This is a genomic window from Synechococcus sp. RC10B2, from assembly GCF_047502635.1.
This window is the reverse complement of record NZ_JANSHO010000016.1, coordinates 1-23,514: the sequence shown is the minus strand read 5'-3', so window position 1 is coordinate 23,514 and position 23,514 is coordinate 1. Positions and strand designations below refer to the sequence as shown.

Sequence of the window (23,514 nt, the reverse complement as noted above, 5' to 3'; positions counted from 1 at the left end):
GGGTGGAATCCGCGCCCGGCTTCGGGATTCGGGCCCCGGCGCCCCCCCGCCCCCCTGGGCCCCCCGCACCCGGGGGGCACACTGGGGGGCCTGGGGGTCGGGAACGCTTGGGGAGAGATGCACCGCTGCTGTAGAGGGGCAACCCGATACGGTAAGTGCGCCCGTAGAACCAAGAACAAGAATCCCCTGCCTTTAGGTAGGGGAGTATGTCAAGGACTTCCCATTCCACGGCTGCTGGGAATGACCCTACCCGGGGCAGTCGGATCCCTGGCAGGTTAGGCCTGAGTAGGTTGGGTGTTGCCCGATCTCACGCCAAAGGGTTGGCACTCAAGGGGGGGACGCGGGCAGAAGCTTATTAGAACTGACTTGCAATAACCCAGAAAGCCTGTTATTCTGGCAGCTACGTCTTTATTGAATCTAAGTCTCAACAAGCTGGAAAGCTTGGCGGGGTTGGGCTCGCTGCTCTGGCGAGCCGGTCGGAGCTGTCTTGCGGCTCTCCCCCTCTCAAAAGTCCTGAGGTTTGCGATGTTGGCCAATCAAGGGCGTCTGTCATCAGGAGTTGACTCGGAGACACGCTGGGGGCAGGCCAGGCGGATCCTCTCGCCGGTCGGCTTGGCGGTTTTGCTACTGAGTGTCATCCTCTTGCTGCTTTGGATCTCGATTGCCTTGGGATCCGTTCCCATGACTTTTGCGGAGCTGTGGCAGGCCCTGTGGGGGCAAGGGGATCCAGTCCGGCAGACCATTGTCTGGCAGTTGCGGCTGCCGCGGGCACTTTTGGCCCAGTTGCTGGGGGCGGCCTTGGGGATGGCGGGGGCCCTGCTGCAGGGGATGTTGGGCAATGGGCTGGCGGATCCCTACCTGCTGGGCATCTCGGCGGGGGCGGGCCTGGCGGCGGTGGGGCTGCTCACCTGGGGGGAGTGGACGGCTTGGGTGCCCTTGGCGGCTTGGGTGGGCGGGGTGCTGACCACGGTGTTGGTGTATGGCCTGGCGCGCACCCGCTCCGGGCTGGCGGTGGAGCGGCTGATCTTGGCGGGGGTGGCCGTCAGCGCGCTCTTTGGGGCCATTAGCTCCACCTTGTTGTTGATGGCCGATGAGCGGGTGCAGGTGGCCCTGACGTGGTTGATCGGCAGCCTGAGCGGGCGGGGCTGGCCGGAGGTGCGGGTGGCCGGGGTGTACATCCTGGTCGGGCTGGGGCTGGGCTGGGCGCAGGCGCGGGCTTTGAACCTGCTGGGCCTGGGAGAAGAGATGGCGGTGAGCTTGGGGATCCCGTTGGCGCGGACGCGGGTGGCCATCGGCCTGGTGGCAGCTTTGTTGGCGGCGGCAGCCGTCAGCGTGGGGGGGTTGATCGGCTTTGTGGGGTTGGTGGTGCCCCACATGGTGCGCCAGGGGGTGGGATCCGATTACCGCTGGCTGTTGCCCCTTTCTGCCTTGGCAGGGGCGACCCTGCTGAGCGGCGCCGATATCCTGAGCCGTTTGGGCCCGATAGAGCTGCCGGTGGGGATTGTCACCGCTGTGATGGGGGCTCCCTTTTTCGGCTGGCTGCTGTGGCAGCAGGGGGCAGGGCGATGAGAGAGCCCATCCTGCAGGTCGAGGATTTGAGCGGGGGCTACGGATCCCGGACGGTGGTGCGACAAGTGAGCTTCAGCGTGCAACAGGGGGAATGGCTGAGCATTGTCGGCCCCAATGGTTCCGGCAAATCGACGGTGCTGCGACTGTTGAGTCGGGTTCTGATTCCCCAAGCTGGGCGCGTGTACTTGGGCGGTCGGGATCTGCACGCTCAACTCACTCCAAAGCAGGTGGCCCGGCAGTTGGCTCTTTTGCCCCAGCAGCCGAGGATCCCGGCAGGGCTGACGGTGCGGCAATTGGTGAGTCTGGGGCGTTCTCCCCACCAGCCCTGGTGGGCGTGGCAGTTGACGCCAGCGGATCGGCAGCGGGTGGAGTGGGCTCTGGAGCAGACGGGACTGGGATCCCTGGCGCTGCGGCGGGTGGAAACCCTTTCGGGGGGCGAGCGGCAACGGGCTTTTCTGGCGTTGGCTTTGGTGCAGGAGCCGCAGGTGTTGCTGTTGGATGAGCCCACCACCTTTTTGGATCTGCGCCACCAACTGGAGCTGCTGGAGCTGTTGCAACGGCTGAAGCAGGAGCAGGGCCTGACGGTAGTTACGGTGCTGCACGACCTGAATTTGGCCATTCGCTACAGCGAGCAGATTGCCTTGCTGGGATCCGGCCAGATGCAGGCCCTGGGGTCTCCCTTGGCGGTGTTGACCCCCAGCCGGGTGCGACAGGTGTTTGGCCTGGAGGTGGAGTGGATGCCAACGCCGGTGGGGCCGCAGCTTTGCCCCCTGCGCAGCGCAGACCCAGCAAGGCCCCTCTGGCTGGGAGGAAAGGGTGTTGAGGCGAAGGTTTGACTTGGTTTTTTGTGGGTTTTTGGGAGAGTGAAACGTTATGCGAGTAACCGGTTGGGGCTGGAAGGCGGTGAGCTTGGGGCTGGGCCTGGGGCTGAGTTGGGGATCCCTGGCCCAGGCGCAACCCGCGGCTCGGATCCCTGAGACTCCTTTGCTGGCCCAGGCCACCCCTCGGGGAGCCACCACCATCCAGGAGCAGATTCGCGAGCTAGAAGCCCAGATCGAAGCTGCCCGCCGGCGGGGGGATCAGGCGGAGGTGGAGCGGCTGCAAGCGGATCTGCAAGTGCTGCGGCAGGGCACCCCCGTCTTCAACCTGCAGCAGGTTACGGTCACCGGCACCCGCACCGAGCGCACCCTGGCCGACTCCCCGGCCACCATCACCGTCATCGACCGGGAGCGCCTGCGGCAGGAGCTTATCCAGAACATCCAGGATCTGGTGCGCTACGAGCCGGGGGTGAGCGTGCGGCGAAATGTCCGCTATGGCCTGCAGGACTTCAACATCCGCGGCCTCGACGCCAACCGGGTGCTGATCCAGGTGGACGGGATCCGCCAGCCGGAGCGATTTTCCTTCGGCCCCTTCACCATTGGCCGGGATACCTTTGAGCTGGAGGCCTTGAAAACTGTAGAAATTATCCGCGGCCCCGCCTCCACCCTCTACGGCAGCGACGCGCTGGGGGGTGTGGTGACCTACACCACCCTGGATCCAGCCGATCTGCTGGGGGAACGGGACAGCCATGTGGGCCTGTCCAGCCAGTACGACAGCAAAAACCAAGGGTACGTCAACACCCTCAGCTTGGCGGGTCGGCAGGATAACTTAGAGGCCCTGCTCATCTACACTCGCCGCGACGCCAGAGAGCCGGATATTAAAGCGGATCCCAGTTTCAAGGATCGGCAGACGGTGGAGGGAGACAATGTTCTGGCCAAGCTGGTTTACCGCTTCAGCCCCTTGGAAAGCCTCACCCTGACCGGCGAGTACTTCAACAGCCGCACCACCACCACGTTCTCGCGGCGCAACCTGGATCCCGGCATCAGCTTATTTAGGGAAACCATCGACACCGAGCGCAGCCGCCTCAGTTTGGAGTATCGCTACGCCAACCCTGAGAATCCCGCTTTTGAGTTGGCCACCGCCCAGATTTACTACCAGCCCGCCCGCACCCGCGAGCCCAGCGTGGAAGAGCGCACCATCACCGTGCAGGGCCGACCCGTACCTGTGCGGCGAGATACCTTCAACGAGCTGGTCAGCAACATTTTAGGAGCCAGCCTGCAGGCCCAAAGCCGCTTCCAAACCGGGGATCTCTCCCACCGCCTGGTGTATGGCATGGAGATTTCCACCACCCGCAACGAACGACCCCGCAACCGTTTTCAGACCAACCTGCAAACCGGAGCGGTAACCCAAAACATTCCCCCAGACACCTTTCCCACCAAAGATTTTCCCGACTCGGACACCGTCCGTTTTGGGCTGTATGTGCAGGATGAGATCGATTTCGGCGGCGGCAACTTGACGTTGATCCCCGGCATCCGCTACGACACCTACAACCTCACCCCCAGTCCCGATGAAGCTTTCCTCAAAAGTGGGTCAGAAGCGGCCAGCCTCTTTGCCGATGCCGTTTCCCCCAAGCTGGGCCTGGTGTGGAGGATAAACCCCAACCTTACCTTTACGGCCCAGTACAACACCGGCTTTCGGGCCCCCCAATACAACGAGATCAACAGCGGCTTCACCAACTTGGTCAGCCCCTTCTTTCGCTATCGCACCCTCTCCAACCCCGACTTGCGCCCGGAAACCAGCCAGGGTTTTGAAGTGGGTTTGCGAGGGATCTACCCGCAGGCCAGCTTCAGTTTGGCCGCCTACTACAACACCTACAACGACTTTATCGAGGCGTTCCGGCGGGTGGGATCTGAGCCCTCGCCCCCCGGCCCCCCCGGCAGCCCGCCGCCCCCGCCGGTCATCCTCTTCCAGAGCCAAAACGTCAGCCGCGCCCGCATCTACGGCGTGGAAGCGACAGGGCAATATTTCTTCAGCCCCGACCTAACCGGCTGGAGCCTAAACGGCAGCTTTGCCTGGGCGGTGGGGGACAATCTTACAGAAAACAAGCCCCTGCTTTCGATTGAGCCGCTGACGGCGGTGCTGGGGCTGCACTACGACGATCCCAGCCAGGTGTGGGGGGCGAGGCTGGTGGCCACGCTGGTGGCGGATCCGCGGGATCCGCAGCGGGAGGTGGTGCAAACCAACCCCAACGCTCCCCCGCAGATTCCCTTTGTGCCCAGCGGCTATACGGTGGTGGATCTGCTGGGCTACTACAACCTGGACGACAACTGGCAGCTCAATTTCGGGGTGTTCAACCTCTTCGACGAGAAGTATTTTCTCTACTCCGAGACCCGCACCCTCTTTGTCGGCCCTGAGGTGGAGCGGCGGGCCCAGCCGGGGCGCCATGTGGCCCTCAGCTTCTCCAGCCGCTTCTAGGACTCCCCGCCAGCCGTGCCCATCGAGATAGCCCCGAGCCATGCTCGCCGAACCCCCCACTCACACCAACCGGGGATCCGCTTCTTCGGGGAGGGGATCCCACCCTCGGCTTTTGTGGCGCCTGCAGATGGGGTATTGGCAGCAGGCAGGCATGGCCTACGGGGTGGGTCTGGCCTGGCTGGAGCTGGGGCTGTGGGCAATGGGGCGGCGCCAAAGATCTGGAGGACTGCGTTGGATCGGCTGGGGGGAGAAGCTACTTAGGGAGGCGCTGCTGGCGGGCTATTGCTCCCTTGCCCTCTCAGTTGCCTGCGCCTCGCTGGAGGATCTCCCTGAGTTGCCTGGGCAAAGTCGGGAGCCCCGCCCGCTGCGCTGGGAGACTTTGCTCTCGCTGCTTCTGCATCTGCTGGGGCTGCTGGGATGGGTTGGGTGGGGATTTCGACCTCTGCTGGAGCCCGAAGTGCGGATCCCGGTCACGCTGTGGCTGGAGGATCCGCTGCCGCCGCAGCTTGCGGCAGAGGCAGATTCGGCCTTGCCCAAGCCGGCAGGGGAGCCGAGCGACCCGGCCCCGGAATCACCTCCCGCGGATAACCCACCCCCACCGGCTCCTGCGCCTCAGGAGAGAGTAGAGACCACGGCCGTTCCCAAGTCTGAGCTGGCTTTGCAAACGCCGCCCCCCACCCCTACGCCTGTTCCCACAGCAAAGCCGGAGCCGACCCCTCCACCCACGCCGATGGCCGCACCAACCCCTCCTCCGCCCTCCCCAACACCGACGGTCACCCCCTCACCACAGCAGCCCCCTCCAACTCCGGTGGCTACCCCCACGGCTGCACCTGTGGCCGACAGGCCGCCCCCCGTGGCTGCTACGAGCGCTCCCATTCCCCGCTTCACCCCCCTCATCCAAGGGATCCGTTCGGGTGGCGGGGGCACTGCTTCCCCCGGCGGGAGCGAGGGATCTGGATCCAGCGCTCCTGGGACGGGTGGCCTCGGTGGATCCCAAGCGCAGGGTTCTGCGCCGACAGCGGCAGAAGGGGCCGGGGAGGCATCCTCCCCCACCTCCTCGCCCGCAGCAGTGGCTGCCAGGCCGGACATCCTGGCCCGCCCCATCCCGGGGCGCAACCCGCCGCCGCAGTACCCTCCCCAAGCCCGCCGCCTCAACCAGCAGGGGCAAGTGCTGTTGCGGGTCAAGGTGGATGCCCAAGGGCAGGTGCAGCAGGTGGAAATTGTCTCTTCCAGCGGCTTCCCGGCCCTGGACAGGGCCGCACAAGAGGCGGTGCAACGCTGGCAATTTAGCCCCGCCTTGAGGAACAACACCCCGATTGAGTCGTGGGTAACGGTGCCGATTCAGTTCACCCTCAATTGACTGTTTTGGAACTGTTTTGGAGATCGTCCATGCCGTCTTGTCTTTCTCGCCGTCAACTCCTTGTCTTGGGCCTGGCCAGCCTGGGGGTTTGGGGAATGGGTCGCTTGGCCCGCGCCCAAAGCCAGATCCCGCCAGCTCCGGTTCGGCGAGTGGCCAGCCTCACCACCTTGACAGCCGATATTCTCTATCGCCTGGCTCCGGACAAGCTGGTGGGGATCCCGTCCGGGCGCTTGTTGGAGGCGGATCCCCGCTTTCAGGGCATAACTCGGCTGGGGCTGGGCAACCAACCTAACCTGGAGCAAATCGTGGCCCTGCAACCGGACTGGGTGGTGGGGGCCAGTGGCTTTCACACGGCTTTGGCAGAACGATTGCAGGCATTGGGGATCCCCACCTATCTCACGCAGGTGGACAGTTGGGCTGCCCTGGAAGCAACCATCGCCACTCTGGCTGCTGCCTTGGGGGCGGATCCGGATCCCTTGCTGCGGGAGTACGGATCGCTTTTGCCCCAGGAGCTGCCCCCAGTTCGCCCCAAAACCCTGCTTTTGGTGGGCACCCAGCCGATTCTCTCTCCCAACCGGCAAAGCTGGGCCGGGGATCTGCTGGAGCGCTTTGGCGCCGATAACCTGACGGCTGCCCTGCAAAGCCAAGGGCAATTTCGCGGCTATGTCACCCTTGCGGCAGAGCGCATCCTGGAAGCCAACCCCGAGGTTTTGTTGGTGGTCAACCCGGAGGCGGCGGATCCCTTGGCCTTTTTCCGTTCCCGCCCCTTTTGGAATCAACTGCAAGCTGTTCAAACCCAGAGGGTCTATGGATTTGACTACTACGGCTTGGTCAACCCCGGCACCCTGGAGAAGATTAGAGCGGCCTGCGAGCAGTTGGCCCGGATTTTTTCGGAGGGCTGACCCAAGGGAACGCGGGAGATAGCCTTCCTGTTTGAAATATCTTGAAATATCTTTCTAGTCCAAGCTGTAGCGGGTGAGGCGCTGCACCTGGTCGGGGGTGAGGCCCAGCTCTTGGGCAATCTGGGCGGCCACCCGATCCGGATCCAGCTCCGGAAATTCAAATTCCAGCTTGCGCAAATGGGGATTGGTGGTCGTCACCTCCACCTTGGTGTAGCCGCGGCGGCGGCGGATCTCCGCTTGGATGGAGAGAATATCCAGAGTTAGAATGGCCTGCTGCTGGCTGCGAATGGCCAAAGGCTGGACCTGCGGGCGGGGACGGCTCAGCACTTGGCCGGTCACCCATTCTCCGCCCACCCCAAACAGGATCCCGGCCAGGGGCAAGGCCAGCCAGAAGTCGGCCCCCAGGCTGGGCTCACGTGACTGAAGAAGCTTGAACGGGTTGGCCATGGTTTGAGGGATCCGGGAGATGGCTTTTCTCCGCCATCCTAGCCTGGCAGAGTGGGATCGGTGGGTAGCAAGCGGGACATGCGAATTTTGTTGGTGGAAGACGACCTGGAGCAGTTGGAGCCTTTGCAGGCTGCTCTGGCCAAGTGCGGCCATGTGGTGGACTGCGCCAGCGAAGGGGAGACGGCTGCCTGGCTGATGGAGGAGAAAGCCTATGATCTCCTCATCTTGGATTGGATGCTGCCGGGGATCAGCGGGATCCAACTCTGTCAGCAGTACCGCCGCTCGGGGGGATGCGCACCGGTGCTGATGTTAACCGCCAAGGATGCCACGTCGGACATCGTACAGGGGTTGGATGCGGGGGCAGACGACTACCTGGTCAAGCCGGTGGATCTGATAGAGCTGCTGGCGCGGGTGCGGGCGTTGGGGCGCCGTTCCCCCCAATGGCAAGGCGACAGCCTCAGCCTCGGATCCCTGCAGTTGCACCTGGCCAGCCTCACCCTGGAGCGGCAGGGGCGGCAAGTGCAGCTTTCGGGCAAAGAGTTTCAGTTGATGGAGTACCTGATGCGCCACCCCCACCAGGTGCTCAGTCGGGGCCAGATCGAGCAGGCGGTGTGGGAGTGGGGCTGTGAGCCGGAAAGCAATGCCGTGGCGGCGCTGGTGCGGCGGTTGCGGTTACGGTTAAAGGAGGTGGAGGCCCAGGATTGGCTGGAGTCGGTGTACGGCCAGGGGTACCGGCTGCGCATCCCCTCCCCGGAAGCAGACCCATAGAAGCAGTTCCCTAGAGGTGGCATGGAGGCCAAAAGAGCCGGGCCAAAGCATTCTCTCCCGCGGCTGGGCTGGGACTGGGTTTCTCTGAGGCCAACTTTTCAGCAGCACCTGAGCCAGAAGGCCGCGACAAAAGAGGCGGAATTGTTTCAGCACAGCCGCCGTCGCTTGGCCCGCAGCTTTGCCGGCGTGATGGGCGGGATCCTGGTGGTGTTTGCTGCTTTCTTCTACCGCCTGCAAGCGGAGAACCAATTGCAGGCTTTTGACGAGGAACTGCAGGTTCAGGCCCGAATCATGGCGGCGGCCATCAAGTACGAGCTGCGCCAGGGGCAGTGGCGGCTGGTCTTGAACGAGGTGCCTTTTCTGGGCGGCAAAACCCAGCCCCTTGAGCATCACCTGGCCTATGTGCGCTGGTTCGATGCCGCCAATCCCGGTGGGGCAGAGCCGCTGGGATCCCTGCGCCAATACACGGGATCCCCTCCCCCTCTGAAGTGGTTTGCCTTAGATAGCCCTCCCCACCACCTGTCTTTGGGGTTTGAGACGGTAGCGGCGGAAGAGGGCAGGCTGCTGCGCTAGCTCACCCTACCGGTGCAACAGGGGGATCAGATCCTGGGCTACTTGCAACTGGCGGTGCCGCTGGAGCCGCTGCAACTGAGCTTGGGCCGTCTGCGCTGGGGGTTGGGGATCGGGATCCCGCTGACGCTGGGGTTGATCGGCGGGGCCGGCTGGATCTTGGGGGGGCTGGCGATGCAGCCGATTCGCCGCTCCTACGAGCAGTTGCAGCGCTTTACCGCCGATGCTTCCCACGAGTTGCGCGCCCCCCTGGCCGCCCTGATGAGCAATGCTCAAATGGCTCTGCTGGCCCCGGAAGAAGCGCAGCCCCGCCTAGAAAAGGTGGTGAGCAGCGCCCGCCGCCTCAGCGTGCTGATCGATACCTTGCTGCAGTTGGCCCGCCAGCAGGGATCCCTGCCTTTGGAGGATCTGCCCCTGGTGGACTTGCGGGAGCTGGTGCAGGAGCTGGGCGAACAATACCCGCCCCAAGCGGAGTCCCTGGGGCTGCGCTGGCAATGCGACCTGCCGGGGCCTGCCGGGAAATGGCTGGTGCGGGGGGAGGCGGCCCTGCTGCGGCAGGCGGTGGAAAACCTGCTGCGCAATGCCCTGCAGTACACCCCCGCCGGCGGCACGGTGCAGGTGAGCCTGGAAAGCCGGCCTCCCTGGGTTAGCATCCACGTGAAGGATACAGGCATCGGCATCCCTCCTGAGCACCTGCCCCACCTGTGCGAGCGGTTTTACCGGGTGGACACGGCCCGCGCCCGCCATACGGGGGGATTTGGGCTGGGCCTGGCCTTGGCCCACCAGATCGTTACCGCCCATCGGGGATCCCTGCGGGTGGCCAGCCGGGTGGGGGAGGGGTCGGTGTTTACGGTGGAGCTGCCCTTGTCATCTTCACGTCATTTTCTTTCGCCATTCTCAAGATAAGCCGCAAGGGAAAGCCCCCAGAACTCCGCCCAAAGAGCGCGAACGGGCCAACCCCAAACCGGCTTGTCCTGTCGATTGGAGTTTGTAACCATGACGATGCGTGCTTCCTTCACCCGTACCCTCGGCTGTTCCCTACCGATTTTGGTGCTCCTCACTCCCCTGGTGCTGGGATCCCCGGCGCAAGCCCAGCGGGGCCGGCCCTCGGCTCCTGGAACTGCAGCCCCCGTGCCAATGCAGCCGAGTTGGCAGAGCCCGCGGGAGCTGGAGCGAGTCAACCACGACCTGGCCAAAGCGCAGCGGGACCTGGCGGAAGCCAGCTTCTTCGCCCAGCGGGGATCCTCTCCGGAAGCGGCCCGTCTTCTGGAGCTGAGCCGCCAGAGCTTTGCCGAGGCCCAGAAGGCTCTGCAAGGGGGGAATGTCTTTGCCGCCCGCGAGCAGGCCAAGGCGGCGGAAAACCTGGCCAAAGCCGCCAAAGCTCTGTACGAAGCGGAGCTAGGCTTTGGGGGCCCTCCTGGCCGTTCCTTCTTCGAAGCCCCCCTCCGCGCCCAAGAGTCCCTCAGCCGGTTGCAAGCGGAGATGACCTTCGCCAACATCACCTCCGGCCCTGTAGCCGAGCTGCAGCAGCAAGCCCAACAGTTGTTGGGCAGGGTCAATGCCGATCCCGCTAGCTACACCTTCGCCGACTACAGCCGCAGCAAAGCCGCCTTCCACTCGGCCCGCGCCGCCTTGCACCTGTTGGCGGCTGAGCGCCTGAGCGGTCTGGGATCCCTGAGCAGCTTCTGAGTGGGTCTGCTGACCCCGAGGCAGTTGCGTTAGAGTAAAAGCCCCCGCCGCGGGGGCTGTTCTTCTGCCCAGAAATCCAGAGCCAAGAGCGCACGGCTGTCGAGTGTACCTGCGTTTTCTGCACCTGTGGCACTTTCGCAACTACCGGGATCAAAAGATCTCCTTCGAGGCGCCCAAGACCATCCTGGTGGGGGAGAACGCCCAGGGCAAGACCAACCTCTTGGAGGCGGTGGAGCTCTTGGCCACCCTGCGCTCGCGGCGGGCCGGTCGGGATCGGGAGTTGGTGCAGCAGGGGGCAGAGAAGGCCCGGATCGCCGCCACGGTGGAGCGGCTGGGGGTGGCCCACGAGCTGGCGATGGAGCTGCGCAGCCAAGGGGGGCGATCCCTAAGGGTTAACGGCCAGGGGCTACGGCGACAATCGGACTTTTTGGGGCAGGTGAGTGCCGTGGTGTTCTCCAGCCTGGATCTGGAGCTGGTGCGGGGAGCTCCAGAAGCGCGGCGCACCTGGCTGGACGGGGTGTTGCTTCAACTGGAGCCGGCTTACCTGGGCCTGGTGGAGCAGTATCGTCAGATCCTCAAGCAGCGCAATGCCCTCTTGAAGCAGGATCCCTTGGCTGCGGGCGACAAAGTACCTCAGATGGCCTTTTGGGACGCGCAACTGGCCACCCTTGGCAGCCGCATCCTGCGCCGCCGCGCCCGGCTGTTGCAGCGGCTAGAACCCCTGGCCGCCCGCTGGCACCAGGCCATCAGCGGCGGACGGGAGACCCTCAGCCTCACCTACCGCCCGCAGGTGCCCCTGCCGGATCCCCAGGCCGATCCCAAGGTGGTTCAAGCCCAATTTTTGGCCGCGATCCGCGCCAAGGCTGCTGCCGAACAGGCCCTGGGCACCTCTCTGGTTGGCCCCCACCGAGACGAGGTGGAGCTGGGCATCGACGGAGTTGCCGCCCGCGCCTATGGATCCCAGGGGCAGCAGCGCACCTTGGTCTTGGCCCTCAAATTGGCGGAGCTGGAACTGATCGAGCAGGTGAAGGGGGATCCGCCCCTGCTGCTGCTGGACGACGTGCTGGCAGAGCTGGATCTGCACCGCCAAAACCAGCTCTTGGAGGCGATTCAAGAACGGGTGCAGACTTTGGTTACCACCACCCACCTGGGATCCTTCGACGCCGCTTGGCTCCAAGGGGCGCAAATCCTGCAAGTGCACCAGGGGCAGATTGCTCCCTCCCCCGCCTCGCTCCCCTTGGCTTAAAGCAGGCCAATCCCATACCATACTCCCCTCTCCCTCTGGGAGAGGGGCCGGGGGTGAGGGAATCACTCCCTCTGGGAGAGGGGCTGGGGGTGAGGGAATCACTCCCTCTGGGAGAGGGGCCGGGGGTGAGGGCTCAGGGCCGCCCGCGATCCAGGCTGCGATACTGGATGGCCTCGGCGAGGTGGGTGGGGGCGATGGCCTCGGCACCCTCCAGGTCGGCGATGGTGCGGGCCACCTTGAGGATGCGGTCGCTCCCCCGCGCAGACAGGCCCAGCTTTTGGATGGCGCTCTCCAAGAGTTTGCGACAGGGCTCGGACAGGGCACACCACTGCCGCAGGTGGCGGGGTTGCATCTGGGCGTTGCAGTGGATCCCTGGCTCGTTTTGGAAGCGCTGCCGTTGGCGCTGCCGCGCCTGTTCCACCCGCTGCCGCACCGCTTGGGAAGATTCGCCGCCCTGGAGGCGGACAATTTCTTCTGGCTTGAGGCGGTTGACCCGCACCTGCAAGTCGATGCGATCCAACAGCGGCCCGGAGAGCTTGGACCAGTAGCGCTCCCGCTGCTGCGGCGTACAGGTGCAGGGCTGAACGGGATCTCCATAGAAACCGCAGGGGCAAGGGTTGGTGGAGGCCACCAGGGTGGTTTGGGCGGGAAACTCCAGAGAAACGCGGGCGCGGGAGATGGTGACCTTGCCATCTTCCAAAGGCTGGCGCAGCACCTCCAACACCTCCCGCCGGAATTCCGTCAGTTCATCCAGGTACAGGACACCGTGGTGAGCAAGGGAGATCTCGCCAGGCTTGGGGTAGGGGCCACCACCCACCAGCGCCACCGCCGAAGCCGAGTGGTGGGGAGCCCGAAAGGGCCGCTGCGTAATCAGGGGAGTCTGGCGCCCCAGGTGGAGATTTTGCCGCAACAGGCCGGCTGCCGAGTAGATGCGGGTAATTTCCAACATCTCTTCCCACTGCAGCCGCGGCAAAATGCCGGGCAGACGACGCGCCAGCATGGTCTTGCCCGCTCCCGGGCTGCCCACCAGCAACAGGTTGTGGCCGCCGGCCGCCGCGATCTCCAGGGCCCGTCGGGCGTGCTCTTGCCCCTTGACATCGGCTAAATCCAGCAGGGGTTCCGTTTCGGTGGGCAGCATCTGCTCCCGCTGGATCCGCACCGGCTCAACTCCCTGGGGGTTTTGCAGCCAGCTCACCACTGCCGCCAAAGAGGGCAGCCCATACACCTGGATCCCTTGCACCAGCGCCCCTTCCGGGCCGTTTTCTCGGGGCACCACCAGGCGGCGGATCCCCATCTCGGCGGCGCTGGCGGCGATGGGCAAAACTCCCGCCACAGGACGCAGGGTGCCATCCAGGGCCAATTCCCCCAGCAGCAGGGTGTTGGCCAGCGCTTCCCGCTCAACTACTCCTGCGGCTGCCAGGATGCCGATGGCAATGGGCAGATCGAAGCTGGGGCCCTCTTTGCGCAGATCGGCGGGGGCCAAGTTGACGATGATCCGCCGCTGGGGCAGGGCAAAGCCGGAGTTCTTGATGGCCGCCCGTACCCGCTCTTTGGCCTCCTGAACGGCTGTATCGGGCAGCCCCACCAGGGTAATCTGGGGCAAGCCACCGCCCACATCCACCTCTACCGTGACCCCCACGGCCTTGAGTCCCACCAGGGCAGCAGCAGTGACCTGAGCAAACACTCCAGTTGCCTCCCCGAGGAAAGTCTTTAGCTTAATCCTGGCAGAAGTTTTGGCCTCTGCCCTGGCCAGGGATCCCTGCGCTCTGGCTGCAGGGGCTTGGGGAGAATGTCACAATCGTTTCAGGCTTTCCCTGCCCCTCAAAAGGGGGCACTCCCCTCAGCCGACAAAGCAATGGAGGGAGGGCCCTCATCGCTAGGAGGCTATCCCAGTGGTCTTTCCTACTTCCGACCCTCCCTTTGACCATTTTTCTGGCCCCGGGGAAGAGCCCATCCCAGCGTGGGATGAGCTGGAAGAGCAGGTACAGCAGTTTGCCCGCTGCTACCGAGGGCAAGTGGCCCAGCTCAGCCCACCAGAGCTGGGAAAGGCGCTGCAAGTCTTGTTGCAGCTAACACAAGCCCTGGCAGCTCACCTTGCAGAGGGCAGGGAAGGGATCCCGGCTACCCCTGTTCAGGCCCCAAGCTGGCGGGATCTGGAACGGGCTATCTCCCTGCAAAGCCACTTGCTCTTTTTCCCCCTGGAGCTGCAGTCCCTGTTGGCTGTCTCTCCCGACGAGCCTGCCGCCGAGTTGCCGCCCGAGCCAGAGGAGCGGCGCTTGGATCTTTTGGCTGCTGCCTGTGCCGATCCAGGGCTGCGCCCCTTTCGCCAGTTTCTGTGTGGCCTCCTCCAGCAGCGAGGTCACCAGCAGGCGGAGCCTCTGGAACGTCTACTCCACCAGCAGCGCCTGGCCGGACGCTTGGCCTGGCGGCAGTTGTGGCAAGTCACCCTTAGCTCCCCCGCTCTCCCCCAACAGCAGTCGACTGAAACCCTTGCCCACCTGCAGAGCCTGCAAACCCACCCCAGCGCTGAGATCCGCTGGGCGGCCTACCAGCGGTTGGGCCAACACCTAGAAGCCCATGCAGAGCTAGGGGGATTTATTCTCAGCGTCCTCATCCGCGACCACCTCTGGGAAGCCCAGTGGCGGGGCTACGATTCTGCCGCCGAGCTTTACCTGGCTCGCCATGGCCTCGGCCAGCCCTTTTGGGAGCAGCTGCTGGACGGGATCCGCGATCGCTTCGACCTGTTCCAGCGCTACTACCGCCTAAAAAGCCGCGCCCTGGGCCGTTCCATCCGTACCTGCGACCTCTATGCGCCCTGGGGGGATCCGGCTCCTCCCCTCACCGCCGCCGAGGCTACCTCCCTGGTCTGGGCGGCCCTGCAAGAGTTCTGCCCCGACTGTGCAGCCCAGGCCAAACCCTGGTTACCGGAAATCCGCTCCAACTTGGAAGCACCCGCCGGCAAGCCAGAGACGCCATCGTTAGGGGGTGAACCCCTCGCCTTGCTGCTGCAAGCCCTTGAAGCCCTCAGCCGGCGGCTCCGGCCTGAGGGGCCTCGGGTTTGGCTGGATCTGGAGGAGCTGCAAGGAACTGTCCAGCCCTCCTGGGAAATTCGGGTGCACACCGCGTTTTTACAGCAGATGCTGCTCGACTACCTGCTGGAGGGGGCGCGGGGCACGCCGGCGCCACCTCGTCTCCGCGATCGGGGAAGCGGGCCGGAGGCCTTGCGCTCCGGCAGCCTTACCTTGGCCCAGGCCCTGTTGATTCACCACCTGGAGGCGCAGTTGCAAGCCGTGTTCTACCAGAGCTTGATTGCGCGGCTGGAGCTGCTCCTCTACCGGTCGGAGATCTCGCAAGGCGACACCGCTCCACTGGCCCCATCCGAGGCTGGCCCTACCTACTGGGTCGGCGAAGAGTGGCTGAAGCTGAGCCAGGAGCTGTGCGGCGATGCGGTGGAGCTGTTGCCGGAAGAGCAGTTCCGCTGGGTGGGGATGCCGGAGCTGTTTCTGCGCCCCTTCAGCGCCCCTCAGGTCAGCCTGGCCAGCCTGGTTGCCCTGGCCTGTTACCGCCAGTATCATCTGTCTCCGCGGACCTTTTTGCCCAGCTACCTGAATTGGCTGGCCAGCCCGCCCGGATCCCTAAGCTGGGCAGAATCGGCCCAGCTGCTCCAGGTGGAGCTAAGCGACCCAGAGGCAGTGTTGCAGGGGTTGGAGGAACTGGAGCATTGGATCGAGGTGCTGGAAGAGGATCAAAACTAGGGGACTGCGGCCAGCTGACCTTTGGCGTAGCGAGAAGGAGACAGCCGCGCCATCAACTGCCACGGCCGCAAGCGCGGCTCCGTCACTGAGGTGCTGGTCTTGTCAAAATAGCTGGCCCTGGCTACTCAATCACCACATTCTTGGGCGCGCCGTTCACCTCGGGGCGCCCCTGGTTGAAATTGGCCAAAAAGGTATCCGGATCCTTGAGGCTGAAGACCAGCTTTTTGCAGGGTACTTGCAGCCCCAGCGGCCCCAGCAGAGGGATGAAGAGGGTCTTTTCCTGCAGCAGCGGAATGGCAACCACCCCCTGGGTGCTGGTTACCGCGCCCACCAACCCCTGGAAATCGGTGCGCACACCCAGGCCGTAGAACCAGGGCCAGGAGAAGCGCTCCCCTCGTCCCAACTCGCTTAGAGAAAAGGTTTCGTTGAACAAGTTGCCCACCCGCACCATTAACTTGTCCTGCAGCAGATCGACGTATGCCGACTCGCTGCCCACCCCAAACAGAGCCAGCGGCAAACTTGCCAGGGGATTGGAGTCGATGGCCATGTAGTAGCGCATGAGAAATCTCCGAGTCACAAACAGAAAGACCAGGTAAGCCGCGGCTCCCAGCCCTGCTAATTATAAAAAATCTTCCCCGCTGCCGAACGGACAAAAAGGCATTCCATCTGCCCTTAAGCTAAGTGGGTATGATGGGTTGCGTTCTTTCGGCAAGCCACTGGCCAGCGAGGAAAACAGGATGGATTTGCGCGCCTTCATCCGCTTGGTGTCCGATTTTCCCAAACCCGGGATCCTCTTTCGCGACATAACCCCCCTGCTGCGGGATCCAGCAGGCTTTCGGGCGGCAATTGAACAGTTGGCTGCCGGTACTGCCACTATGGGATCCCTGGACTATGTGGTGGGCATTGAGTCGCGGGGGTTTATTCTGGGGGCTGCTTTGGCTCAGCATTTGGGGTTGGGATTTGTCCCGGTTCGCAAACCCGGCAAGTTGCCACCGCCGGTGCTTAGCCAAAGCTATAGTCTAGAGTACGGCCAAGACCAGCTGCAACTCCATGCCCACGCCCTGCGCCCCGGCGACCGGGTGGTGATCGTGGATGATGTCATCGCCACCGGGGGCACTGCTGCCGCCACCGCTCAGTTGGTGGCCCAGAGCGGCGCTGAGGTGGGAGGGTTTGCCTTTCTAATTGAGCTGGCTTTCTTGTCGGGCCGCAAGCTCCTGCCCCCTGAGATCCCCACCCATGTGGTGATGGTGGACGAATCCAACTAGGGGATCCACACCTCACCGCAGGCGCAGCGGCTGGCGGACGGCCACCTCTGTTGCTTTGGCTTTGGGCAGGGGTTGGGTCAAGTGGCTGAGCTGAGCCTGGGCCTGCAGCTGCTCCTCAATCCAGTCGGCCAGCTCCCGCATGTAGAGGGCCACATGGAGGGCGTGGTCGCGCCGCACTGGCTCCACCCCCTTTTCGGCGAGGCGGGCCAGGATAACCGGATCGCTGAGCTCTTCCAGGGCAGCAAAGTCCTCTGGCCGGTCAAACCCCAGCTCTGCCATCTTCTCAAACACATACCCCAGCCGCAGGCCCGTGGCCTGGCACCGGGCTTGCCAGGGATCCCTCAGGACAAAGGCAGCGGTGCGATAGGCTGTTTGGGCAATGGTGCGCCAAGTGCCGCGGTGGATGTGTAGGCTAAGCTGCTGCTGATTCCAGCCCAGGGCTTCTCGCACCAGCAGGCCGCAATTGCAGCGGGTACTATCCCGCCAGCAGTACTCGCGATCCCAAAAACCCCAGTGCTGAGCCTGCAGGCGATCGGCGGTGCGGCGCAAAAGGGCCGCCAGCTCCGGTGTAGGACGCATCATCAAGGCGGCAGAGGAGATCCCTTCCAGTCTAGGCAGGCGGGCGGCTGGGAACAACCCAGGCTTAATCCTTTTTTGAATTAACTGAATCTGTTGCTTGAACCTGGGTATCTTCAGCAGCCAAAGACCGTTGCCGCTGACGGTGGCGTTGCCAGGCCCCCCAGCTTACTCCCGCCAACAGCAGCGAGGCCCCGCCCAGATAGGTACCCCCTGCCGGCAGGCCGGCCAGGGCCAAGGCCAGGGATCCCCCCCAGAGGGTCATGGCGTAGATCAAGAGTACTGAATGCCGCTGCGACAGGCCGGCTTTGAGCAGGCGATGGTGCAAGTGGCCCTTGTCGGGATGAAAGGGGGACTTGCCTCTGGCCAAGCGCTTGAGGATCACAGCAGACATATCCAGAATCGGCACGGCCAGGATAAAAAACGGCAGGGCCACCGCCAGCGTGGTTACCCCCTTGGCCACCCCAATGACCCCGATCCCGGCCAGGGTGAAGCCCAGAAAGTAGGCTCCCCCATCTCCCATGAAGATCTGGGCCGGGTTGAAGTTGTAGCGCAAAAAGCCCAGGCAGGCCCCGGCCAAGGCTGCCGCCAGCATGGCCGCCGCCGGCCGATCCAGGAGCAGCGTTACCATCAGCATCACGACTGCCGCGATCCCCGACACGCCTGCCGCCAAGCCATCCAGGCCGTCCATGAAGTTGATGGCATTGGCCATCCCCACCAGCCACAGCAGGGTAACCAGCAGGCTCAGCCATACCGGAAAGGGCCAGATGCCGATCCCCGGTAGGTTAATGAACTCGATGCGCACCCCCACTCCCCAAGCCGCCGCAGCCACTCCAAATTGCATCGCCAGGCGCGAAAAAGGCGACAACTGAAACAGATCATCCGCCAAGCCAATTAGGAAAAACAAAACGCCGCCAATCGTCACCCCCCAGATCTCGTACTCCTGCTCGGTGCGCAAGCCGGCGAAGGCTCCGGCTCCCCAGAGCAAGAGTAGTGCCACCAGGTTGCCAAAAAAGATAGAGACCCCCCCTAGGCGCACCATCGGCTGCCGGTGGATCTTGCGCTCATCGGGAAAATCCAACTGGCCGCTGCGGATCCCGACCGCCTTCACCACCGGGGTTGCCCAGAGAACCACACAGGCAGCAGCCAAAAAGGCAACCAAGTAAGGCATGGCAAGCCGTAGCGAGGAGGGGGGTTATCCCAAGTGGGGGTAGAGCGGAAAACGGCGGCAGAGCTCGGCCACTCGCCGGCGACAGGCTTCGAGCACACCCGGATCCCCTGGCTGGAACAGGCAGTCAGCGATAATTTCCCCAATTTCCTCAAATTCTGCCGGCCCCAGGCCGCGGGTGGTCAAGGCCGGGGATCCCAGGCGCAGGCCGCTGGCCACAGAGGGCGGCTGCGGGTCAAAGGGGATGGTGTTTTTGTTGGCAGTAATGTGGATCTCTTCCATCAGGCGATCCGCCCGCTTGCCTGTCATCACTGGATCAGCAGCCCCGTTTTTCTCCAGCACTGCCGAGACCGAGCGCAGATCCAGCAACACCAGGTGGTTGTCGGTGCCCCCTGAAACCAGCCGGATGCCCCGCCGCTGCAGCGTTGCCGCCAGCGCCTGGGCATTGGCAATGACCTGGGCTGAGTACTGGGCAAAGCTGGGCTGCAGGGCTTCTCCAAAGGCCACCGCCTTGCCGGCAATGACATGCTCCAAAGGCCCCCCTTGGCTGCCGGGGAACACCGCCTTGTCCAGCTTTTTGCCCAATTCCGGGTCGCGGGTGAGGATCAGCCCGCCGCGTGGCCCCCGCAGCGTCTTGTGGGTGGTGGTGGTGACCACATCGCAGATAGGTACCGGGTTGGGGTGGTGGCCGGTGGCCACCAGGCCGGCAATGTGGGCGATATCGGCCATTAGATAGGCCCCCACCTCGTCGGCAATAGCACGGAAAGCGGCAAAGTCAATGACCCGAGGATAGGCCGAATAGCCGCAGATGATGAGCTTGGGCCGGTGCTGCCGGGCCAGATCCCGCACCTGGTCGAAGTCAATCCGCTCCGTCTGGGGATCCACACCATAGTGCACCACGCGGAACCACTTGCCGGAGACGTTCACTGGCGAGCCGTGGGTGAGGTGGCCGCCGTGGGCCAGATCCATGCCCATGATCGTGTCTCCCGGCTGCAGCAGGGCCAGGAAAACGGCAAAATTGGCCTGGGCGCCGGAGTGGGGCTGCACGTTGGCGTGGGCCGCTCCAAAGAGTTGCTTGGCGCGGTCGATGGCCAGTTGTTCGATCTCGTCGATAAACTCGCAGCCGCCGTAGTAGCGCTTGCCGGGCAGCCCCTCTGCATACTTGTTGGTCAGCACCGAGCCCTGGGCGGCCAGGACAGCCGGCGAGGTGAAGTTCTCGCTGGCAATCATCTCCAGGTGATCCCGCTGCCGGTTGAGCTCCTGCTGGATGAGGCGGTAGACGACGGGATCCGTTTCCGCCAAAATGGCCAGGTTGTCCCGGGGAGTGGTCAAGCTTTGCGGAGCGGCTACCATGGTGACGCCAAGAGCGAACGTTGCAAAGAAAAAGATCCAGAATTGCCCCGCTGTCGCGACAGCGTTGCGGAGCAACATCGTAACACGATTGGGGCCGGGCTGGGGGATCCCGCAGCGGCCAAACCCAGAGCCAAAGGCCGCTTTGTAAAGAATATTTTTAGGCCCCAGGTCTGGTCACCAGCCGGGGTAAAGTGAGGAGCAGGTTCACAGCACTGGGTTTTAGGGAGTTGGCTATGACCGACGCGCAAGTTTTCACCATCCTGGCCATTGCCCTGGTGCCGGCCGTGATGGCCGCGCTCCTGGGATCCGCCTTGGCCCGCAGCTAGTTTCCATCTGGAATAAGGTTGCTCTGGATCCCTGGGCCTGTCCTACAGAGCAGGCCCTTTTGAGTTGAGGCGCAGAGGCCGCGCCTGGGGCTCTTTGCCATTGGCTAAAGTTGGATTAGAGAGACTACCGGCAGCCGACCCAGAAGCAACTTGAGCCAGGTGGATCTACAGCGGCTTCAGCGCGCCCTTTCTCTAGAGGCGGAGTTGGGATTTACCGACCTGCAGGGGCGAGAGCAGACCTTCTCCCAGTTTTTGCAGAGCGTGTTTGGCCAGGATCCCCCTGCGGGTTGGACGCTGGATGGAGAGGAGCGACGGCGGTGGAAAGAACTGGGATCCCGCTATCGCCTCTACCCCCAGTTGGAGCTGGCGGAGCGGCAGCACCTGGTGGCGGAAACCCGCCGCTGGCTGGATCGGCTGCGTCGTCAGCAAGAGCAAGCCCAATCTGGCCCACCCAGCCCTGCTTTGCCCCCGCCCAAGGGCCTCAGCTTGGAGCAGCCGCTGCAATTTCTCAAGGGCATTGGCCCCAAGTCGGCGGAGAAGCTGGCACAACTGGGCCTGCACACTGTGCGCGATGCCCTCTACTACTTCCCACGGGATCACCTGGACTATTCCCGCCGGGTGCTCATCCGCCAGGCCAAGGTGGGGGAGACCGTTACCCTGGTGGGGACGGTGAAAAGCTGCAGTTGCTTTACCAGCCCCAAAAACCCCTTGCTGACCATCTTGAACCTCAAGATTGCCGACAAAAGTGGCATAGTCACCCTCAGCCGCTTCTACAGCGGGCGGCAATTTGCCCAGCGCAGTTGGCAGGCGGCCCTGGAGCGGCAGTACCCCAAGGGGGCAGTGGTGGCGGCCAGCGGCCTGGTGAAAAAGGGCCGCTTGGGCCTGACGCTGGACAACCCGCAACTGGAGGTGCTGGGGGGAGAGGGCGAGGATCCGGAGAGATTGGGCAAGATTCTACCCGTTTACCCCCTTTCAGAAGGGATCCCCGCCGATCTGGTGCGCAAGGCCGTCCAGCTCGCCCTGCCGGCAGCTGCCTTGGTGGAGGATCCCTTGCCGGAGCCCCTGAAGCGGCAGTTGCAGCTGTTGGACTTGCCCCTTGCCCTGCAGCAGATCCACTTTCCCAAGACGCAAGAGCTGCTGGCCCAGGCCCGGCGGCGGCTGGTGTTCGATGAGTTCTTCTACCTGCAACTTAGCCTCTTGCAGCGGCGGCAGCGCTACCGCGCCCGGGCCCAAGCTGTCCCCCGCTACCAGCCGGCCAGAGGAGAGCTCTTGGACCGCTTCTACCAAATCCTGCCCTTCCAGCTGACCGCTGCCCAGCAGCGGGCCATTGACGAGATCCTGGCGGATCTGCGGGATCCCTTGCCCATGAACCGCCTGCTGCAGGGGGATGTGGGATCCGGCAAAACTGTGGTGGCGGTGGCGGCCTTGCTGGCGGCGATTCAATCCGGCTGGCAGGCGGCCCTCATGGCCCCCACCGAGGTCTTGGCCGAGCAGCACTACCGCAAGCTGGTGGAGTGGCTGAGCCAACTGCAAGTGCCCGTTGAACTCTTGACCGGCTCCACCCCCCCCGCCAAGCGGCGCGAGATCCTGCGGCAGTTGCAGACCGGGGAGCTGCCCCTAGTTGTTGGTACCCATGCCCTCATCCAGCCGGCGGTGCAGTTTCGCAACCTGGGCTTGGTGGTTATCGACGAGCAGCACCGCTTTGGCGTCGAACAGCGGGCTGCCCTGCAACAGAAAGGGGATCACCCCGATGTCCTGACCATGACGGCCACCCCCATCCCCCGCACCCTTACCCTGGCCCTGCACGGGGATCTGGATGTTACCCAAATTGACGAGTTGCCCCCGGGGCGCAAGCCGGTGCATACGGTGGTGGCTCGACCCGGGGATCGCCTGCAGGTGGTGCGGCTGATGGAGCGGGAAATTGCCCAGGGACGGCAGGCCTACGTGGTGCTGCCCCTGATTGAGGAGTCTGAGAAGCTGGATCTCAAGTCCGCCATTGAAGAGCACCAGCGCCTGCAGGAGAAGGTCTTCCCCCAGTTCCGGGTGGGCCTGCTGCACGGGCGCCTAACTAGCAGCGAGAAAGAGGCTGTCATCGAAGCCTTTCGCCGGCGGGAGCTGGATATCCTCGTCTCCACCACAGTGGTGGAAGTAGGGGTGGATGTGCCCAACGCCTCGGTGATGCTGGTGGAGCATGCCGAGCGCTTTGGCCTCTCCCAGCTCCACCAACTGCGGGGGCGGGTGGGGCGGGGATCCGACCAGGCCTACTGCATTCTAATGACGGGATCCCAAAGCGAAGAGGCCCTGCGCCGGCTAAAAGTCCTGGAGCAGTCCCACGATGGCTTTTTCATTGCCGAGATGGACCTGCGCTTCCGCGGCCCTGGGGAGGTGATGGGCACCCGCCAGTCGGGGCTGCCCGACTTTGCCCTGGCCAGCCTCATGGACGACCAAGAGGTGCTGCAGTTGGCCCGCCAGGCGGCCGAGCAGCTCATTGCCCAAGACCCGGAGCTGCAGCAGTGGCCCCGCCTGCGCCGCATACTGGAAGAACGCCAGGCCCGCCTGTTGGGGCCGGCTTTGTTGACGTGACATACTCCCGTCCCTCACCCTAAAGCGCTCCGCGCCGCTGACGCGAACGGGTAGAGGGCGGGCTTCTCGGTGACTCCTGCTACCGCATAGGACGTTTTCCGAGCTTTAAGAACAGGATGCCCCACCGCTCTGGATTTGATTACCCTTGCCGAGTTGTGGTCCCGTGACAGCCTTAGCCCACAGTAGGGGCAATCGTGCCACCTTTCGTGGAGTTTTTTGGGAACCACCTGACCACACCCGGAACACTCTTGACTTGTGCCGTTTGGATTCACTGCAATCGTTAACAGCCCAGCTCTTTCAGCCTTGACCTTAAGGATTTGCAGGAATTGTCCCCACCCGGCATCATAAATAAATAGACTTGGCTAGTCTGGTTCTAGCCAGACCCCCAATAGTAAGCGCCTCATGAGCAATGTGCTTCCCCCTACTTAACAACTCCTTTGCCGTCTTGTAGTGAAAATCTTTGCGCTGGTTGGCTACCTTCTGGTGCGCTTTGGACAACCTCTTTACCGCTTTCTTGTAGCGGTTTGACCCTTTCTTTTTCCGGGATACGGCCCTTTGCAACCGCCTCAGCTTCTTCTCCGTCCGGCGATACAGCCTGTTAAGGGCTCAAGGGGTACAATAGCAGCACTTAGCAAACCAACTT

Annotated in this window: 22 protein-coding genes; 14 read left to right on the top strand and 8 right to left on the bottom strand. The window is 63.7% G+C overall.

The features are described from left to right. Nucleotides 1–525 precede the first annotated feature (525 nt). The 5 genes from NW855_RS02905 to NW855_RS02885 are packed head-to-tail and all read left to right on the top strand — an operon-like array spanning nt 526 to nt 7,125. On the top strand, nt 526–1,569 hold the full coding sequence (locus NW855_RS02905) for a FecCD family ABC transporter permease (protein ID WP_414508321.1): 1,044 nt from the start codon (nt 526–528) through the stop codon (nt 1,567–1,569). Next, entirely contained in the window at nt 1,566–2,405 is an 840-nt protein-coding gene (locus tag NW855_RS02900) for an ABC transporter ATP-binding protein (RefSeq protein WP_414508320.1), read from the top strand. Before NW855_RS02905 ends, NW855_RS02900 begins: the two co-directional genes overlap by 4 nt. Before the next feature lie 37 nt (nt 2,406–2,442). Then, on the top strand, nt 2,443–4,863 hold the full coding sequence (locus tag NW855_RS02895) for a TonB-dependent hemoglobin/transferrin/lactoferrin family receptor (protein WP_414508319.1): 2,421 nt from the start codon (nt 2,443–2,445) through the stop codon (nt 4,861–4,863). A 40-nt stretch (nt 4,864–4,903) separates the two neighbouring features. After that, nucleotides 4,904–6,223: an energy transducer TonB gene (locus NW855_RS02890; RefSeq protein ID WP_011430844.1), complete on the top strand. Its 1,320-nt coding sequence runs from the start codon at nt 4,904–4,906 to the stop codon at nt 6,221–6,223. 29 nt (nt 6,224–6,252) lie between these two features. Continuing rightward, the gene (locus tag NW855_RS02885; RefSeq protein ID WP_099813017.1) at nt 6,253–7,125 is read left to right on the top strand and encodes an ABC transporter substrate-binding protein; all 873 of its coding nucleotides are present in this window, start codon (nt 6,253–6,255) and stop codon (nt 7,123–7,125) included. A 54-nt stretch (nt 7,126–7,179) separates the two neighbouring features. Here the strand turns inward: NW855_RS02885 and NW855_RS02880 are convergent, their stop codons facing one another. After that, on the bottom strand, nt 7,180–7,572 hold the full coding sequence (locus NW855_RS02880) for a hypothetical protein (RefSeq protein WP_414401376.1): 393 nt from the start codon (nt 7,570–7,572) through the stop codon (nt 7,180–7,182). Between the two features lie 78 nt (nt 7,573–7,650). On the opposite strand from NW855_RS02880, the gene rppA reads away from it, so the two are divergent. The 5 genes from rppA (at nt 7,651) to recF (ending at nt 11,845) form a co-directional block, all read left to right on the top strand. Further along, the gene (gene rppA, locus NW855_RS02875) at nt 7,651–8,340 is read left to right on the top strand and encodes a two-component system response regulator RppA (protein WP_414389613.1); all 690 of its coding nucleotides are present in this window, start codon (nt 7,651–7,653) and stop codon (nt 8,338–8,340) included. A gap of 21 nt (nt 8,341–8,361) precedes the next feature. Further along, complete coding sequence (locus NW855_RS02870; RefSeq protein ID WP_414402716.1) at nt 8,362–8,913, top strand: hypothetical protein; 552 nt, start codon at nt 8,362–8,364, stop codon at nt 8,911–8,913. 12 nt (nt 8,914–8,925) lie between these two features. Beyond that, a complete protein-coding gene (locus NW855_RS02865) occupies nt 8,926–9,816 on the top strand; it encodes a sensor histidine kinase (RefSeq protein ID WP_414402715.1) in 891 nt (296 codons plus the stop codon). A 90-nt stretch (nt 9,817–9,906) separates the two neighbouring features. Further along, the gene (locus NW855_RS02860; protein WP_099813019.1) at nt 9,907–10,599 is read left to right on the top strand and encodes a DNA-binding protein; all 693 of its coding nucleotides are present in this window, start codon (nt 9,907–9,909) and stop codon (nt 10,597–10,599) included. Between the two features lie 103 nt (nt 10,600–10,702). Further along, the gene (recF, locus tag NW855_RS02855) at nt 10,703–11,845 is read left to right on the top strand and encodes a DNA replication/repair protein RecF (protein WP_011430838.1); all 1,143 of its coding nucleotides are present in this window, start codon (nt 10,703–10,705) and stop codon (nt 11,843–11,845) included. A 133-nt stretch (nt 11,846–11,978) separates the two neighbouring features. Here the strand turns inward: recF and NW855_RS02850 are convergent, their stop codons facing one another. Beyond that, the gene (locus tag NW855_RS02850; protein ID WP_011430837.1) at nt 11,979–13,529 is read right to left on the bottom strand and encodes a YifB family Mg chelatase-like AAA ATPase; all 1,551 of its coding nucleotides are present in this window, start codon (nt 13,527–13,529) and stop codon (nt 11,979–11,981) included. Between the two features lie 208 nt (nt 13,530–13,737). Here NW855_RS02850 and NW855_RS02845 point away from each other — a divergent pair, with 208 nt between their 5' ends. Continuing rightward, nucleotides 13,738–15,600 carry a peptidase M3 gene (locus NW855_RS02845; protein WP_414402714.1) on the top strand — a complete coding sequence of 621 codons (1,863 nt, stop codon included), beginning with the start codon at nt 13,738–13,740 and terminating at the stop codon, nt 15,598–15,600. Nucleotides 15,601–15,721: 121 nt separating this feature from the next. Here NW855_RS02845 and NW855_RS02840 read toward each other — a convergent pair whose 3' ends face one another. Further along, the gene (locus NW855_RS02840) at nt 15,722–16,177 is read right to left on the bottom strand and encodes a hypothetical protein (protein ID WP_414389603.1); all 456 of its coding nucleotides are present in this window, start codon (nt 16,175–16,177) and stop codon (nt 15,722–15,724) included. A 160-nt stretch (nt 16,178–16,337) separates the two neighbouring features. On the opposite strand from NW855_RS02840, the gene NW855_RS02835 reads away from it, so the two are divergent. Then, complete coding sequence (locus NW855_RS02835) at nt 16,338–16,865, top strand: adenine phosphoribosyltransferase (RefSeq protein ID WP_414402713.1); 528 nt, start codon at nt 16,338–16,340, stop codon at nt 16,863–16,865. Between the two features lie 12 nt (nt 16,866–16,877). Here NW855_RS02835 and NW855_RS02830 read toward each other — a convergent pair whose 3' ends face one another. The 3 genes from NW855_RS02830 to glyA all read right to left on the bottom strand — a co-directional run bounded on the left by NW855_RS02830 (nt 16,878) and on the right by glyA (nt 19,962). Continuing rightward, nucleotides 16,878–17,447: a hypothetical protein gene (locus NW855_RS02830; protein ID WP_206338311.1), complete on the bottom strand. Its 570-nt coding sequence runs from the start codon at nt 17,445–17,447 to the stop codon at nt 16,878–16,880. A gap of 61 nt (nt 17,448–17,508) precedes the next feature. Then, nucleotides 17,509–18,612 (bottom strand): glycosyltransferase family 4 protein, encoded by a 1,104-nt coding sequence (locus tag NW855_RS02825; protein ID WP_240527843.1) that lies wholly within the window; start codon nt 18,610–18,612, stop codon nt 17,509–17,511. Between the two features lie 24 nt (nt 18,613–18,636). Continuing rightward, nucleotides 18,637–19,962: a serine hydroxymethyltransferase gene (gene glyA / locus NW855_RS02820; RefSeq protein ID WP_414508318.1), complete on the bottom strand. Its 1,326-nt coding sequence runs from the start codon at nt 19,960–19,962 to the stop codon at nt 18,637–18,639. Between the two features lie 233 nt (nt 19,963–20,195). Here glyA and psaM point away from each other — a divergent pair, with 233 nt between their 5' ends. Further along, the gene (gene psaM, locus NW855_RS02815; RefSeq protein WP_041438450.1) at nt 20,196–20,288 is read left to right on the top strand and encodes a photosystem I reaction center subunit XII; all 93 of its coding nucleotides are present in this window, start codon (nt 20,196–20,198) and stop codon (nt 20,286–20,288) included. A gap of 159 nt (nt 20,289–20,447) precedes the next feature. Then, entirely contained in the window at nt 20,448–22,871 is a 2,424-nt protein-coding gene (gene recG / locus NW855_RS02810; RefSeq protein ID WP_414508322.1) for an ATP-dependent DNA helicase RecG, read from the top strand. A gap of 14 nt (nt 22,872–22,885) precedes the next feature. On the opposite strand, the gene NW855_RS02805 is transcribed toward recG, so the two are convergent. Beyond that, nucleotides 22,886–23,149, bottom strand: a complete 264-nt coding sequence (locus NW855_RS02805; RefSeq protein ID WP_414402721.1) for a zinc ribbon domain-containing protein — start codon at nt 23,147–23,149, stop codon at nt 22,886–22,888. 64 nt (nt 23,150–23,213) lie between these two features. Then, a complete protein-coding gene (locus tag NW855_RS02800) occupies nt 23,214–23,432 on the bottom strand; it encodes a transposase (RefSeq protein ID WP_414402711.1) in 219 nt (72 codons plus the stop codon). Nucleotides 23,433–23,514 lie beyond the last annotated feature (82 nt).